General features: G+C 68.0%; 16 protein-coding genes. 8 read left to right on the top strand and 8 right to left on the bottom strand.

Translation table 11 applies throughout. From position 1 onward, the window contains the following. Positions 1 to 47 precede the first annotated feature (47 nt). The 3 genes from ING98_00380 to ING98_00390 are packed head-to-tail and all read right to left on the bottom strand — an operon-like array spanning position 48 to position 2,633. Complete coding sequence (locus tag ING98_00380) at positions 48 to 1,025, bottom strand: tripartite tricarboxylate transporter substrate binding protein (protein MCA3100308.1); 978 nt, start codon at positions 1,023 to 1,025, stop codon at positions 48 to 50. A 12-nt stretch (positions 1,026 to 1,037) separates the two neighbouring features. Further along, positions 1,038 to 2,429 (bottom strand): Asp-tRNA(Asn)/Glu-tRNA(Gln) amidotransferase subunit GatA, encoded by a 1,392-nt coding sequence (gatA, locus tag ING98_00385; GenBank protein ID MCA3100309.1) that lies wholly within the window; start codon positions 2,427 to 2,429, stop codon positions 1,038 to 1,040. Positions 2,430 to 2,441: 12 nt separating this feature from the next. After that, positions 2,442 to 2,633 (bottom strand): hypothetical protein, encoded by a 192-nt coding sequence (locus ING98_00390; protein MCA3100310.1) that lies wholly within the window; start codon positions 2,631 to 2,633, stop codon positions 2,442 to 2,444. 195 nt (positions 2,634 to 2,828) lie between these two features. Between ING98_00390 and ING98_00395 the strand changes: the two genes are divergently transcribed. The 5 genes from ING98_00395 to ING98_00415 all read left to right on the top strand — a co-directional run bounded on the left by ING98_00395 (position 2,829) and on the right by ING98_00415 (position 6,358). After that, positions 2,829 to 3,800, top strand: a complete 972-nt coding sequence (locus tag ING98_00395) for a tripartite tricarboxylate transporter substrate binding protein (GenBank protein MCA3100311.1) — start codon at positions 2,829 to 2,831, stop codon at positions 3,798 to 3,800. 287 nt (positions 3,801 to 4,087) lie between these two features. Further along, entirely contained in the window at positions 4,088 to 4,813 is a 726-nt protein-coding gene (locus ING98_00400; GenBank protein MCA3100312.1) for a HEAT repeat domain-containing protein, read from the top strand. Between the two features lie 190 nt (positions 4,814 to 5,003). Continuing rightward, positions 5,004 to 5,690, top strand: a complete 687-nt coding sequence (locus tag ING98_00405) for a hypothetical protein (GenBank protein ID MCA3100313.1) — start codon at positions 5,004 to 5,006, stop codon at positions 5,688 to 5,690. A 93-nt stretch (positions 5,691 to 5,783) separates the two neighbouring features. Beyond that, positions 5,784 to 6,077: an antitoxin of toxin-antitoxin stability system gene (locus ING98_00410; GenBank protein ID MCA3100314.1), complete on the top strand. Its 294-nt coding sequence runs from the start codon at positions 5,784 to 5,786 to the stop codon at positions 6,075 to 6,077. Then, positions 6,074 to 6,358 (top strand): type II toxin-antitoxin system RelE/ParE family toxin, encoded by a 285-nt coding sequence (locus ING98_00415; GenBank protein MCA3100315.1) that lies wholly within the window; start codon positions 6,074 to 6,076, stop codon positions 6,356 to 6,358. The genes ING98_00410 and ING98_00415 overlap by 4 nt, the downstream gene beginning before the upstream one ends. Before the next feature lie 76 nt (positions 6,359 to 6,434). On the opposite strand, the gene ING98_00420 is transcribed toward ING98_00415, so the two are convergent. Genes ING98_00420 through ING98_00440 form a run of 5 tightly spaced genes read right to left on the bottom strand, consistent with a single transcriptional unit; the run spans position 6,435 to position 10,904 of the window. After that, positions 6,435 to 7,232 carry an alpha/beta hydrolase gene (locus ING98_00420; GenBank protein ID MCA3100316.1) on the bottom strand — a complete coding sequence of 266 codons (798 nt, stop codon included), beginning with the start codon at positions 7,230 to 7,232 and terminating at the stop codon, positions 6,435 to 6,437. Positions 7,233 to 7,239: 7 nt separating this feature from the next. After that, the gene (locus ING98_00425; GenBank protein ID MCA3100317.1) at positions 7,240 to 8,676 is read right to left on the bottom strand and encodes an MmgE/PrpD family protein; all 1,437 of its coding nucleotides are present in this window, start codon (positions 8,674 to 8,676) and stop codon (positions 7,240 to 7,242) included. Beyond that, positions 8,676 to 9,665, bottom strand: a complete 990-nt coding sequence (locus ING98_00430; GenBank protein ID MCA3100318.1) for a tripartite tricarboxylate transporter substrate binding protein — start codon at positions 9,663 to 9,665, stop codon at positions 8,676 to 8,678. Before ING98_00430 ends, ING98_00425 begins: the two co-directional genes overlap by 1 nt. A 31-nt stretch (positions 9,666 to 9,696) precedes the next feature. Further along, positions 9,697 to 10,203, bottom strand: a complete 507-nt coding sequence (locus tag ING98_00435; protein ID MCA3100319.1) for a copper chaperone PCu(A)C — start codon at positions 10,201 to 10,203, stop codon at positions 9,697 to 9,699. Next, complete coding sequence (locus ING98_00440) at positions 10,203 to 10,904, bottom strand: dienelactone hydrolase family protein (protein MCA3100320.1); 702 nt, start codon at positions 10,902 to 10,904, stop codon at positions 10,203 to 10,205. The genes ING98_00435 and ING98_00440 overlap by 1 nt, the downstream gene beginning before the upstream one ends. A gap of 306 nt (positions 10,905 to 11,210) precedes the next feature. On the opposite strand from ING98_00440, the gene ING98_00445 reads away from it, so the two are divergent. The 3 genes from ING98_00445 to ING98_00455 are packed head-to-tail and all read left to right on the top strand — an operon-like array spanning position 11,211 to position 12,803. After that, positions 11,211 to 11,723: a hypothetical protein gene (locus ING98_00445; protein MCA3100321.1), complete on the top strand. Its 513-nt coding sequence runs from the start codon at positions 11,211 to 11,213 to the stop codon at positions 11,721 to 11,723. 23 nt (positions 11,724 to 11,746) lie between these two features. Then, positions 11,747 to 12,226 (top strand): hypothetical protein, encoded by a 480-nt coding sequence (locus tag ING98_00450; GenBank protein MCA3100322.1) that lies wholly within the window; start codon positions 11,747 to 11,749, stop codon positions 12,224 to 12,226. A gap of 16 nt (positions 12,227 to 12,242) precedes the next feature. Next, positions 12,243 to 12,803, top strand: a complete 561-nt coding sequence (locus tag ING98_00455; GenBank protein ID MCA3100323.1) for a hypothetical protein — start codon at positions 12,243 to 12,245, stop codon at positions 12,801 to 12,803. Positions 12,804 to 12,917: the final 114 nt, after the last annotated feature.

A 12,917-nucleotide genomic window follows, 5' to 3' on the forward strand; every position in this document is an offset into this window, starting at 1 on the left:
GCGCAGCCTGCACGGCCGTGAGTTCGTTCGCTGGCTCAGCAGTCATCTCATTCACCGGTGATGTTCGCAGCCTTGATCACCTTGGCCCACTTCACCGTCTCGCTCTCCATCAGCTTCGCGAACTCCGCAATGGAACGGCGCGACGGGTCGATGCCCTGCTCGTCCATGCGCTTCAACATGTCCGGCGACTCGAGCGAGGTGTTGACCGCCGCATGCATCTGAGCGACCAGGTTCGCCGGCGTGGTGCGCGGCGCGAACAGTCCGAACCAGATGTAGGTCTCGTACCCGGGCAGTCCCGACTCGTTGATCGTCGGCACATCGGGGAGCAGCGGGTTGCGCTTCGGCCCGCCGACTGCGAGCGCGCGCAATCGCCCTGCGCGTACCTGGCCCAGAACCGAGGGCAGCGACCCGATCTGCACCTGCGTGTTGCCGGCCGAGGTGTCGGCCACCGCCGGGCCGGCGCCCTTGAACGGTACATGCGCCATGTCGATACCAGCCATCATCTTGAACAGCTCGGTGTTCAGGTGCGGGAAGCCGCCGATACCCGACGACGAATAGTTCAACGAACCCGGTTTGCGCCTGGCCAGCGCGATCAGCTCCTTGACGTTCTTCACTGGCAGGCTCGGATGTACCACCAGTGCGCTGTCGCCGAAGCCGAGCAGCGCCACCGGGGCGAAGCTGTTGACGAGATCGATCTTCGCCTTGTTGATGATGAAGCCGTAGCCAGTCGAGGTCAGCATGAAGTTGTGGCCGTCGGGCGGCATCGCAGCGGAGAACTCCATGCCGACGATCGAGCCTGCGCCGGCGCGGTTCTCGATCACCACCGTCTGGCCGAGGCGCTTGCCGAGGTCCGCACCCAGCAGCCGGGCGACGATATCGGTGCTGCCGCCCGGGGCCCAGGGCACGACGATGCGCAGCGGCTTGTCCGGCCAGGCGGCCGCAGTCCAGCCGACGGACGGCACCAGCAGCGCCGTACCCAGCAGCATCGAAGCCGGCAGCCCGGCACCCAGTTTGATCTTTCTCATCATCGACTCCGGTTACAGCGGCGGCTGCCGCTTCGTCCAGCCAGTCGCAGCCTCGTAGGCCTGCGCCACCCGATAGATCATCGCCTCGCCGAACGGACGGCCGACGATCTGCATGCCCAGCGGCAAGCCACCGGCGCTGAAGCCGGTGGGCAGTGCCAGCGCAGGGTTGCCGGTGAGGTTGAACGGTGCCCGCGCCTGCCGCGCGTAGGTGTATTCGACCTGCTTCGGATCGTCGATGCGGCAGGCCGGGTCGTGCGCGCTGGCGGTGACTACCACGTCGACATCGTCGAACAGGCTGTTGAAGGCGGCGGTCATCTTCAGCCGCATGCGCGAGGCGTTCACGTACTCGGCCGCGCTCACGAACGCGCCCGGGAACAACCGCTCGCGGGTGAGGTCGCCATAATCCTGGGGACGCTCGCGCAGCCAGCGCTCGTGCACGGCATACGCTTCCGACACCAGCAGCGTGCGGTTGCAGGCGGCGAACTGCTGCAGCGGCAGCGTCTCCACCTCGCGCACCACCGCGCCCATCGACTCGAGCTGCGCCAGCGCCTGTTCGATCGATGCGCTCATCTCGGCGTCGGCCACCAGGTCTTGGCTGTAGAAGTGGCGCACCACGCCGATGCGCATGCCCTCCACGCCACGGTCGAGCAGCGACGTGCAATCGCCGCCAGTGCGCGGCACGCTGCCCGGATCGTGCGGATCATGCCCGGCGATCAGGTCGAGCACGATGGCGTTGTCGCGCACGGTGCGGGTGAGCGGCCCGACGTGGTCGAGCGAATAGGCGAGCGGGAACACCCCGCGCCGGCTCACGTAGCCATAGGTCGGCTTCATGCCGGTGACACCGCACATCGACGCCGGGTTGCGGATAGAGCCGCCGGTATCGGTGCCGATCGCCACCGGCACGAAGCCGGCCGCGGTCGCGCTGCCCGAGCCGCTGGACGAACCCCCGCAGAAATGGTCGCGGTTCCATGGGTTGCGCGCCGGCGGCCAGGGCAGGTCGAAGCACGGACCACCGATCGCGAACTCATGGGTTGACAGCTTGCCCATGAACACGCCGCCGGCCGCGCGCAGCTTGCGCGTGACGAAGGCATCGGTGGCAGCGGTGTTGTCTTTCAGGATCGCCGAATGCCCGGTGGTGGGCAGGCCGGCGTAGTCGACGATGTCCTTCAGGCCGTAGGGTACGCCATGCAGAGGGCCGCGCCAGCCGCCAGCCATGATCTCGGCCTCGGCACGCTGCGCGTCGGCGAGCGCGATCTCAGGCGTGAAGCGCAGGAAGGCGTTGAGCGCGCCGTCATGGCGCTCGGTGCGTTCGACCAGCGCGCGGGTGTACTCCACCGGCGACAGCTTGCGCTCGCGAATCAGCGTGGACGCTTCGGCCAGGGACAGGGTGTGCAGTTCGCTCATCGGCGGCGATCCTCAGCTCAGACGGTAGACATGGCAGGGCTCGTCCGCCGCCGTCAGCGACCGGGTATCGAGCACGGCCCGGCGCGACTGCGCCACCTGAGCGGCCTTCATGAACTGGCGCAGCTGAGGCTCGGTGAGTCTGTCCAGCCCGAGAGCCTTCGCCTGCGCCCGGATGTCGTCCGGGATCGGTTGTTCTTCTGCCACGGCTGCATCCCCTCTCATCAGGAAGGGAGCAGTCTAGCAAATGCGTGAAGACGTCCTCCGGGCGACAAGGGTGCAAGCGGGGCGAAGCGGGCTGCCGAAGGCCTGCGGATAGCCGGTATGATCTGAGCCTCATGCTGCATCGATGCGACGGTCCGCACAGCGAGACGCCGTCCGCGCCCCCAGGAGGAAGTCACCATGTACACCCGCCGAAGCCTTGTCCGGATGTCCACCGCCTTGCTCGCCGCAGGCGCGCTGTCCACTCCGTTGCTGGCCCAGCAGTTCCCGGCCAAGCCGATCCGCACCATCATCCCGTTCACTCCCGGCTCGACCACCGACGTGATCGGCCGTATCGTCGCCGAGGGCCTGTCGACGTCGCTCGGGCAACCGATCATCATCGAGAACCGCAGCGGCGCCGGCGGCTCAGTCGGTTCGGCGGTAGTTGCCCGCGCCGACGCGGATGGCTACACCTGGCTGATGAACGCTGCGGCGCACTCGGCCTCGCTGGCCGCGTTCCCGAACGCGCCTTACCATCCCGGTAACGACTTCGCCGGCGTCGCCGTGTTCGGCGTGGTGCCGAACGTTCTGGTGATCTCGCCCGAGAAAGGGCTGAAGACGGTGAAGGCGCTGATGGACGCCGCACGGAAGAACGACATGACCTTCGCCTCGGCCGGCATCGGCAGCGCCACCCACTGGGCCGCCGAGCGGCTGCTGCTGTCTGCCGGCATCAAGGCCACGCACGTGCCGTTCAAGGGCGGGCCCGAGGCGCTGGCGGACGTGGCCGCCGGCCGCGTCGACTTCCTTTCGATCGGCACCTCGTCCGGGCTGCCGTTCATCAAGTCCGGCCGCCTGATCCCGCTGGCGGTCAGCACCCGTAGCCGGTCGAGCGTGTTCCCCGACGTGCCGACCACGATCGAAGCCGGCTTCGCCGACAGCGACTACACCTTCTGGAACGGCCTGCTGTTGCCGGTGAAGACGCCACGCGCGCTGATCGACCGGCTGCATGCCGAGACGATGGCGGTGCTGAAGCAGCCGGCGGTGATGGAGCGGCTGGTGAAGATCGGCCTCGAGCCGATGCCGATGACGCCGAAAGAGTTCGATGCACTGATCGCGGCCGAGATCAAGGCCAACCTCGCGATCGTGAAGGCGGCGGGATTGAAGTTCAACTGAGACGGGGGATCTCTGCCATCGCGAACTGCTGGCCCGCGATCCTTTGTGCGGCGGTGTTGCTGGTCGGTTGCGAGCGCAGTACCGCGCCGCCGACATCAAGAGCGAATGCGCCGCCACCGTCCGTCAACGACGTCGTCGCACAGCTCGAGGGGCACCACTGCCGGTTCGCCGTGGAGCCGTCGGACGCATGCGCGGCAAGGCCGGTCCGAGGGACCCTCGAGTGGGCCTTCACGCGACACGAGGACCGTTGGACCTGCCCGACGGGCGCCGCGCGGTGTCTCGGCAAGATGGGGCCTTCCGCACGCCCCGCCGTTCCTGCGCTCATCAAGGCCCTGGCCTCGGGCATCAAGGATCATGACACGGGCGACGGCGTGATCCCGGTGCGCTCGTCCATCATCGAGGCGCTCGGCCGCACGGGTGACCCGCGCGCAATCGATCCCATTGCCGACCTGCTGTCCGGTGAGGCCGATGCATACGTCGCCCTCGAGGCACTTGCGGCGCTCGGTCCGCCGGCAGCACACCGCGCGCACGACGTGTCGAAGTTCCTCAAAGCCCGTATCGCCGACGAGGAGGGACGACAGGCCCGTTGCGCGCGTGCAGTGCAGCAGCTCGACTATCTCCTTGCGAACGACGCAGTCGTCGAACGTCTTCAGCGCGATAATCCGACACAGACACGCTTCCTCATATCGCCTCAAGAACACGCGACTGCGCTTGCGGCGCTCGACCGCACGACCCAGCGCTACGGAGAGGCGCGCGAAGGCCGTTGCCGCGATCTCGTCGGTGAAGCCGCGCTCCGGGCGCTCGCGGCAATGCATTGCGAAGCTTGCCTCGCGACGGTCGTGGCGGCGCTTGCAACACCCGATATCGCGCTGCAGGCCGCCTGGTCCCTTCGTGCATTGCCAGTGTTGCCACACGGTGCCGAGGGAGCGCTCAAGGACGTGCTCGCGTCGCCGATTCATGGCCCGCTGGCGAAGCTGGCAGCGAGGCAAGCGCTGGACGGGATCGGCCGGTGATGCCTGCACAACAGCCTTTCCATCGCGCCAATAGCCCACCCCGATGATCCGGATCACGCATGCATGGCAGGCGAACCGGACCGTCAGGACGCTGCCCTCTGGATGGCCGAGGCGATAGAGACGCGCATCCACCGGGCGGGCAACCGGACCTTCCTGGAAGTCGAAGGTGACTGCGCGAAGGAGCACGACGATGAACGATCAGGACACCGGCATCTGGGCGCTGTGGTACGACCTTGCCGAGGAGACGCGCGACGCGTACTGCGACTGGTTCCACAATATCCACATCCCGGAGAAGCTCGCGCGTCCGGGATACCGCTGGGCGGCGCATTACCGACTCGGCCACGGCGGGCGTGGCCAGGGGTGGCTGGCGCTGTTCGGCGGCGAGTCGGCGCACACCTTCCTCGCCCCGCCGCCTTCCGAGCTCGCCACGCGGCAGAGCGACCTGACCCGACGTCACATGGCGATGCGCCAGCCGCTGGGCTCGGCGATCTTCGCGCAGGAGGTGCGGGTCGACGGACCGGAGGCCGGGCATCGCGACCCGCGCGCGTCGGCCCCGGTCGTGCAGTTCGGCCATTACGATGCCCCCGACGCGGCCACCGACGAGGCGATCGGCAGCTTCTACGCGCAGCAGCGCTTCCCGCTGCTCGCCCGGCTTCCCGGCGTGATGGCCACGCGCAAGCTGCTCGCGAGCGTCGGCGGCTGGCGCCACGGAGTCATGTACGAGTTCACCTCGCTCGCCGAGCGCGAACACCACTACGAGCCGCTGGAAGCCGAGGCGCGCGACCCGTCGACGCGCATGGGACAGGTGGTGCCGAGGCTGCGGCATGCGCCGTTCTCGCCTGCGGTCGGCGTACGCGCGTGGCCACCGGTTGACTGAGATTCGCGTCCCGTTAACCGTATCCCGCAGGCAAGCTCCAGATCGTTCATACGAAATGTATACTTCGTGCGAATAACCTTCAGGAGCCACGCCGTGTCGAAAGATGCCGTCTTCACGATGAAGCTGGAACCCGAGCTTCGAGACGCCCTCATGGCCGAGGCGGAAGCCAGCCACCGTCCCGCGTCGCAGATCGTGCGCGAACTGATGCGGGATTTCGTCCAGCGCCAGCGCGAGGCGCGTGAACATGATGCGTTCCTGAGAGGCAAGGTTGCCGACGCACGCGCGCAGATTTCCGCCGGGCTGCATGCCGGCGATGAAGAGGTGGACGCGCGATCGGCTGCGCGACGCGCTGCCTGGCAAAGCCCGACAGGCGGTCCTGACGCATGAAGGTACGGTGGGCCCTGTCTGCCGAACAGGACCGCATCGACATCACCGACTTCATCGCACGGGACAATCCTCTTGCCGCAATCGCGATGGACGAACTGTTCGCGGCTGCAGCAAGGCGTCTCGCGGAGCATCCGTTGATCGGCCGTCCCGGGCTGATCACGGGCGCGCGGGAACTGGTTGTGCACGACAGCTACCGCATGGTCTACGAGGTGAGGGACGATACCGTCTGGATCCTCGTGCTGGTACATACGGCAAGGATGTGGCCGCCACGACGCAGGTGACCCAACGCGGCGCCAGTAGCAACTCAGGTCACCAGCACCAGAGTCAGCCAACTTTCACGACGATCGTCCCGCAAGGTCACTTGCGCCCGATGAACTCCAGCACCGCCCCCGCACAAGCCTCCGCGTCACTCGCTGCCACGTGGTAAGACTTCCCCGGTAACACCAGCAACCGTGAATCCGGGATCTGCTCCTGCCACGCCCGTGTCCGCTCCACCGTCCCCAACCCGCTTTCCTCCGTGGTGATCACCAGCGTCGGGCACCGGATCTTCGGCAGGTCAGCCCGGATGTCCGCGTAGTTGATCCCCCGGTTGAACCCGACCAGCGACGACACCGGCGCACGCCCCATGAATTGCGTCCACCACTCGACGCCTTCGGGCGGAAAGTGTTCCCCGAGCCGGCCGGCCATGGTCCGGCGCGCCCAGTGCTCCGCGCCCCTGGTCTCGAACTCCTCGATCAGCGCGGGCACCTTCTCCACACCGGGACGCAGCGCCTGCGGCGTTCCCACCACCACCAGCGAGCGCACCCGGTCCGGCCGGCGTGCCGCGAACGCCCGTGCGATCGTCCCGCCGATCTTGGCCGCGACCAGATGGAAGCGCTCGATGCCGAGATGGTCCATCAACCGGCAGTAATCATCGATCAGCGCATCCAGCGTCCACGCATACTCGCGCGGCATCGGCGTTGACTTTCCATATCCACGCATGTCCGGCCGCACCACCTTCAGGTGGCGCGCCAGCACCGGCACCCAGGCATACCAGGCGAGCGAGCTTTCGGCGTTGCCGTGGAGCATCAGAACCGTCTCCGCTTCGGTCCACGGGTCGGTGAAGTCGTCGACCTGGTAGTACAGGTCGCAGTCGGGGAGTTTCAGCGCGGGCATGGCCGGTTCACCGACCCGATAGCAGCTGCATCAACCGGGCAACGCCACCGGCCGCTGCCAGCCCCTGCACCTCCGCCTGCAGCGCATCGACGCGCGTCGCATCGAACCGGCGGCCGAGTTCCGCCCGGAAGCGCGCGACATGGTCGTCCATCGTGAACGGCCGCGACACGCTGCCCTTCGGCGCATCGATGAAGCACTCGACCACCTTGCCGTTCTTCAACCGGAACGTGACCTTCGCGCCCACCGACTGCTCGGTGCTCACCCGCTCCGCATCGTCGTCGAGCTCGCACGACACGCGCGACGAGATCGCCATCACAGACGGGTCGGCGAGCGTGGTCTCGAAGTCGTCGATGTTCAGCGTGAAACCCTCGGGCACCGCGCGGCCCTGCTTCAGCACCATCGCCATGCAGAACGGCAGGCTCATCTGTGCGGCCTGGATATCCTTCGGTTCGTTCACGGTCAGCCGTCCCTGGATCACCTTCGGGATGCCAACGCGGATGGTGTCGATGTCCTCGATGGTCAGCCCGTGCTCGGTGCTCAGCGTCGCCGTCGCCTCGATCGCCGACAACACGCGTGCGCTGCTCGCATGCGGCTTGATCGCGGTCTCGAGCAGGCGCCACTGTTCGCCGAGGCCGGACAGGCCCTTGTCGAAGTCGTGTCCGTCGGCATAGGCGCGCGCGAACCCGTCCTTGCCTTCGAGGATGTCCGCCGGGCCGGAGAAGCCGGCGGCAGCCAGCAGCGCGGCATGCACGCCCTCGCCCGCTGCATGCGCGGCATGGATGCGCTTGACCGTCGAGCCGGAGTGGTAGAACTGGGTCAGGCCGCCGCTGAACGAGGCGACCAGGCCGAGCGTCTCGGCGATGCGCTCGGCGCGATCGGACCCTTCGAACATCAGGCACGCGGCCGCGGTCGCCGCGCCGAAGCCGCCGCAGGTGGCGGTACTCTGGAAGCCGCGGCGGAAGTGCGAGGGCTGCAGCGACAGGCCGATGCGGATCATGTTCTCGTAGCCGGCTGCGATCGCCGAGAGGATGCGCGCGCCGCTCGCACCACGCGCCTCACCCACCGCCAGCGCGGCCGAGATCACGATACAGCCGGGATGCAGCATCGAGCCGACATGCACGTCGTCCGCGTCGATGCTGCCGGAGAAGGTCGTGTTGACGAAGGTCGCGCGCTCCGGGTCGGTGCGGTCGGTCGAGAACAGGATCGTCGACTGGCCGTTGCCACCGAGTTCGGCGGCGAGCTTCACCGCCCAGCCGCTCCACGGCATGCGCTGGCCGAGCGAGGCGACGCGCAGGTAGTCGAGCAGGAAAATGGTGAGGTGTTCGCGCACCACCGGCGGCAGCACGTCGTACGTGAGCCCTGCCGCGAACGCGGCGAAGCGGCGGGTAACTGCATCGTTGCCGGGCAAAGAGGTGCCCGGCGCTGCGGCTTGCGGCTGCACCATCAGTTGTTCTCCTTGATGCCGGCGGCGGCAATCACCTTGCCCCACTTGTCGTAGTCGGCCTTGTGGTACGCAGCCAGCGTGGCCGGGGTACCGCCCGCCGGTGCCGCACCTTCGAGCGCGAGCGCCTTGCGGAACTCCTCGGTCGTCAATGCGCGGTTGGCGGCCTTGTTCAGCATTTCGACGATAGCGCCTGGCAGGCCGGCCGGGCCGTACAGGCCCCACCACTGGCTCGACTCGAATCCCGGGACGCCAGCCTCGGCGATGGTCGGCAGTTCCATGGCCACCGCGATGCGCTGTGCGCTGGTCACCGCCAGCGCACGCAGGCGGCCGGCGCGCACCTGCGAGCCGACACTCGGGAACGCGGCGAACAGGACCGACACGTTGCCTGCGACCGTATCGATCGTGGCCGGTGCGGCACCCTTGTACGGGATGTGGAGCATCTTCACGCCCGCGCCCTGGGCAAACAGCTCGCCGGTCAGGTGGCTCAGCGTGCCGTGGCCGTTCGAGGCATAGGCCAGGGCATCGGGCCGCTTCTTCGCCAGCGCGATCAGGTCGCGCACGGTCTTCGCCGGCACGGACGGATGCACTACCAGCACGTTCGGCGCATGGCCGATCAGCGCGATCGGGGTGAAGCTCTTCAACACGTCGAACGGTGCCTTGCCGCCCAGGTGGGGATTGATCGACAGCACGCTGGAGGAGGCGAACAGCAGGCTATAGCCGTCGGCCGGCGAGCGCGCGATATTGTCCGCGCCGATGTTGCCGCCGGCGCCGCCGCGGTTGTCGACCACCACCTGCTGGCCGGCAGTCTCCGCAAGCCGGCTGGCGAAATGACGCGCGACGATGTCGGCGGCACCACCCGGCGGAAACGGCACGACCATGCGCATCGGCTTTTCGGGGAAGCCCTGGCCATGCACCGATGTGGTCAGGCACGCGGCGAGCGCCAGCGCGAGCGGAACAGCGACGAACGGAACCTTCGATTGCAGCGACACGTTGCTTCCTTCGACTTCAGGGACGACGATTTCAGTGGCTGTGGCCCGGCGGCGGCTTTCCGTCGGTGCGCGGTTGCTGCACCTGCACGACCACGTCGTGTTCGCCGGCGCGCTCGAACTTCAGGCGTACGGTGAAGCGGTCACCGTTCTTCAGCGGCGCCCTCAGGCCGATCAGCATCAGGTGTATCTCGCCGCCATGGCGGACCTTCAGGGCAGCGCCGGGGGGCAGATCGATCGTGGCGAGCGGGCGCATCCGCATCACGTTGTCGACGATGGTGCTGCTGTGCAGTTCCATCGACTCGGCTGCCGTGGTGGTTGCCGAAAGCAGCCGGTCTGCGTCGCGTCCGGTGTTCTTCAGCGTGCGGAAGTACACCGCGCCAGTGCGTGCGCCGCTGGGCGTCGGCGTTGCATACGGATGGTCGATCACGATCGCGCCGGCACGAAAGCCATGCGCGAGGGCGGACCGCACCGCGATAGCACCGCTGGCCAGCAGGCCGGCCGGTGCCAGCAGCGCGATCGCCCGTCGGCGCGCCTGCATCAACCGAGGTGCTTCTGGAAGAAGTCGACCGAGAGCGCCAGTGCGCGATCGGCCTCTTCCTTGCGATACGGCTTGCCGCCATGGCGCGCGAAGGCGTGGTCGGCTTCGGGATACTTGTGGATCGTCACCAGCGGGTTCGGCGACAGCCGGCGTTCGAGCATCTCGTTCACTTCCGCCTGCACCCAGCGGTCCTTCATCGCCATGTGCAGCATGAACGGTCGGTGCAGGTTCGATGCCTCGCGGATGTTGTGCTCGATGTAGGTGCCGTAGTAGGCGACCGCGCAGTCGATGTCGGTGCGGCAGCACATCAGATAGCAGAGCTTGCCGCCGAGGCAGTAGCCGACGCTGCCGACCTTGCCGGTGCCACCGGGCACGGTGCGCAGCCACTGCATCGTGTCCTCCATGTCGCGCACGCCGAGGTCGTAGTCGAAGTCGTAGTAGAGGTCGAAGGCCTTCTGGCCGTCGGCCGGGTTGCGGTCGGACAGTTCGACCCCAGGCTCCTGGCGCCAGAACAGGTCGGGCACGAGGCAGATGTACCCGGCATCGGCGAACTCCTGCGCATGCTTGCGCATGGTGTCGTTCACGCCCCATATCTCCATGATCGCGATGATCGCCCCGGCGGGCTTGCGGTCGGGCCACGCGATGTGTGCGCCCATTTCGCCGTCGCGCAGTTTCAGCTTGATGTCTTCGGTCCTGGCCATTGCGTCGGGCTCCGGATATGCAGGGGAAGGCGAGAGTAATCCAACGCCGGAATTCGTACCGGGCGGGGCGCCGTTCGTCGGTTGCTGTACACCCCGCGCGCGCCAGCCGCGTTGATGGGTGCGTAGGGCCAGGAAGGGCCCGCGGCGTGGCCGGTTCCTGACTGACAAGTGTTTCGAGACTGTAACCGCAGCAATGTCCGCTTGCATCGCTGACGGTTGCAGGCGCTGGACCGGACTACGCTTGCTGCATGCAGGACCCCTGCCATCCGAGGGTCCGAGGAGGGAATGATGTCTTCACGATCCGTCATGTCATCGAGCCCGGGCCGCGCGGCGATCGCTGCCTCGCTGCTGGCTGCAGCTGCACTGGCGATGCCCGCGCCCGCAATGGCCGACCGCGGGGGACACCGCGGCCACGGCTACGGCTACGGCCATGGCCATGGCCATGGTGGCGGCCACCACTGGAACGGCGGCCCGCGCATCGGCGTGTACGTCCCGGCACCGGTCTACCGGCCGCACTACTACGCCCCGCCACGCGTGTACTACGCGCCGCCGCCGGTGTACTACCCACCGCGCGTGATCCATTCGGCGCCGCTCGTGTACGTACCGCCGGTCGTCTATTCATCGCGCAGACATGCGCCGCCGGTCTATGTCGAGCGCAACGACCTTGCGGCAGTCCATCCGGCGCCGGTACCCGCTCCGGTGGCAGACACCGCGTTCTGGTTCTTCTGCGCCGATTCCAATACCTACTACCCCTACGTGACCCAGTGCGCGACACCCTGGGAACGGGTTGTGCCCACGCCGCCTTCGGCGGGGCGCTGATCCAGCGGATGGTGGAGACACTGATGACCTTTCGATCCCTTTCTTTCCGGACGGCGGCACTGGCGCTCGCAGCCGGCACGCTGCTCTCCCTGTCGGCCGAGCAGGCGCAGGCGCATGGGGGCTACCGCGGCCATGGCGGCTTCGGTGGCCCGCGGGTCGGCGTGTATTTCGGCGCACCGATCGTGCCTTTCTACTACGGCCCGCGCTACTACTTTCCGCCGCCCGCCTACTACTACGACTACCCGCCGGTGGTCAGGGTCGTGCCGGCGCCGCCGGTCGTGTATGTCGAGCGCGGCGATGCGCAGGCGCCCGCGCCCGACTACGTGCCGGCGCCGTCCGCGTCGCAGCCGCAGGTGCAGCCGGCACCGTCGGCGCAACCCCAGCCCGCGCAGGGGCCGGAGTGGTTCTTCTGCAAAGATTCCAGCACCTACTACCCGTACGTACGAGAATGCGCGTCGCCGTGGCAGCGCGTGCCGGCGCAGCCGTCGACGGGTCCGCGGTAACCGCAGGAGCCATGCGATGAGACCTGCCTTTGTCCGCCTGCGCGATGCGCACCACCGGCGCCGTGTGCGCACCGGCGTGCTGGCCACGGCCCTGCTGGCGCTCGGCGGCTGCGTGTCGATACCGACCGGGCCGAGCGTGGCGACCTTCCCCGGCACCGGGCGCAGTTTCGACCAGTTCCGCGCCGACGAGGCCGACTGTCGACGTTATGCATCCGATTCCATCGGTGGCAGCGATCCGTCGCGGGCGCAGGCCAACAGCGCGGTGACCAGCGCAGCGGTCGGCACGGCAGTAGGCGCGCTTGCCGGGGCCGCGCTCGGCGGCAGCCAGGGCGCAGCCGCCGGGGCCGGCGTCGGCCTGCTGTTCGGCGGCGTGGCCGGTGTCGATGCGGCCAACACGTCCGGCTACGGCATCCAGCAGCGCTACGACAACGCGTTCGTGCAGTGCATGTACGCCAAGGGCAACAAGGTGCCGTCCACCGGGCTCGCGCGCAGCAGCGCGCCGGTGGCCCCCGCCCGCCCGCCGGCCCCTGCGGTGTACGCCCCGCCGCCGCCGCCGCCGCCACCGCCACGCAACTGAGCTGGCGGATGAACCGGCAGGGCCCGGCCCGCCCTTCTGGCAAGAGGCCGAATTCGCTCGGGCCGGAATGGTTTCTCGTTGCCGTACGACCGGAACCAGTTGCCCGTACCCTGG

Source organism: Rhodocyclaceae bacterium, assembly GCA_020248265.1.
Taxonomy (GTDB): domain Bacteria; phylum Pseudomonadota; class Gammaproteobacteria; order Burkholderiales; family CAIKXV01; genus CAIKXV01.

Excerpts from the sequence above, each read along its gene's own strand:
- ING98_00455 (MCA3100323.1), top strand. The coding sequence starts at position 12,243 with ATGAGACCTGCCTTTGTCCGCCTGCGCGATGCGCACCACCGGCGCCGT.
- ING98_00400 (MCA3100312.1), top strand. The coding sequence starts at position 4,088 with ATGGGGCCTTCCGCACGCCCCGCCGTTCCTGCGCTCATCAAGGCCCTG.
- ING98_00445 (MCA3100321.1), top strand. The coding sequence starts at position 11,211 with ATGTCATCGAGCCCGGGCCGCGCGGCGATCGCTGCCTCGCTGCTGGCT.
- ING98_00405 (MCA3100313.1), top strand. The coding sequence starts at position 5,004 with ATGAACGATCAGGACACCGGCATCTGGGCGCTGTGGTACGACCTTGCC.
- ING98_00435 (MCA3100319.1), bottom strand. The coding sequence starts at position 10,203 with ATGCAGGCGCGCCGACGGGCGATCGCGCTGCTGGCACCGGCCGGCCTG.
- ING98_00425 (MCA3100317.1), bottom strand. The coding sequence starts at position 8,676 with ATGGTGCAGCCGCAAGCCGCAGCGCCGGGCACCTCTTTGCCCGGCAAC.
- ING98_00420 (MCA3100316.1), bottom strand. The coding sequence starts at position 7,232 with ATGCCCGCGCTGAAACTCCCCGACTGCGACCTGTACTACCAGGTCGAC.
- ING98_00450 (MCA3100322.1), top strand. The coding sequence starts at position 11,747 with ATGACCTTTCGATCCCTTTCTTTCCGGACGGCGGCACTGGCGCTCGCA.
- ING98_00395 (MCA3100311.1), top strand. The coding sequence starts at position 2,829 with ATGTACACCCGCCGAAGCCTTGTCCGGATGTCCACCGCCTTGCTCGCC.
- gatA (MCA3100309.1), bottom strand. The coding sequence starts at position 2,429 with ATGAGCGAACTGCACACCCTGTCCCTGGCCGAAGCGTCCACGCTGATT.
- ING98_00440 (MCA3100320.1), bottom strand. The coding sequence starts at position 10,904 with ATGGCCAGGACCGAAGACATCAAGCTGAAACTGCGCGACGGCGAAATG.
- ING98_00380 (MCA3100308.1), bottom strand. The coding sequence starts at position 1,025 with ATGAGAAAGATCAAACTGGGTGCCGGGCTGCCGGCTTCGATGCTGCTG.
- ING98_00415 (MCA3100315.1), top strand. The coding sequence starts at position 6,074 with ATGAAGGTACGGTGGGCCCTGTCTGCCGAACAGGACCGCATCGACATC.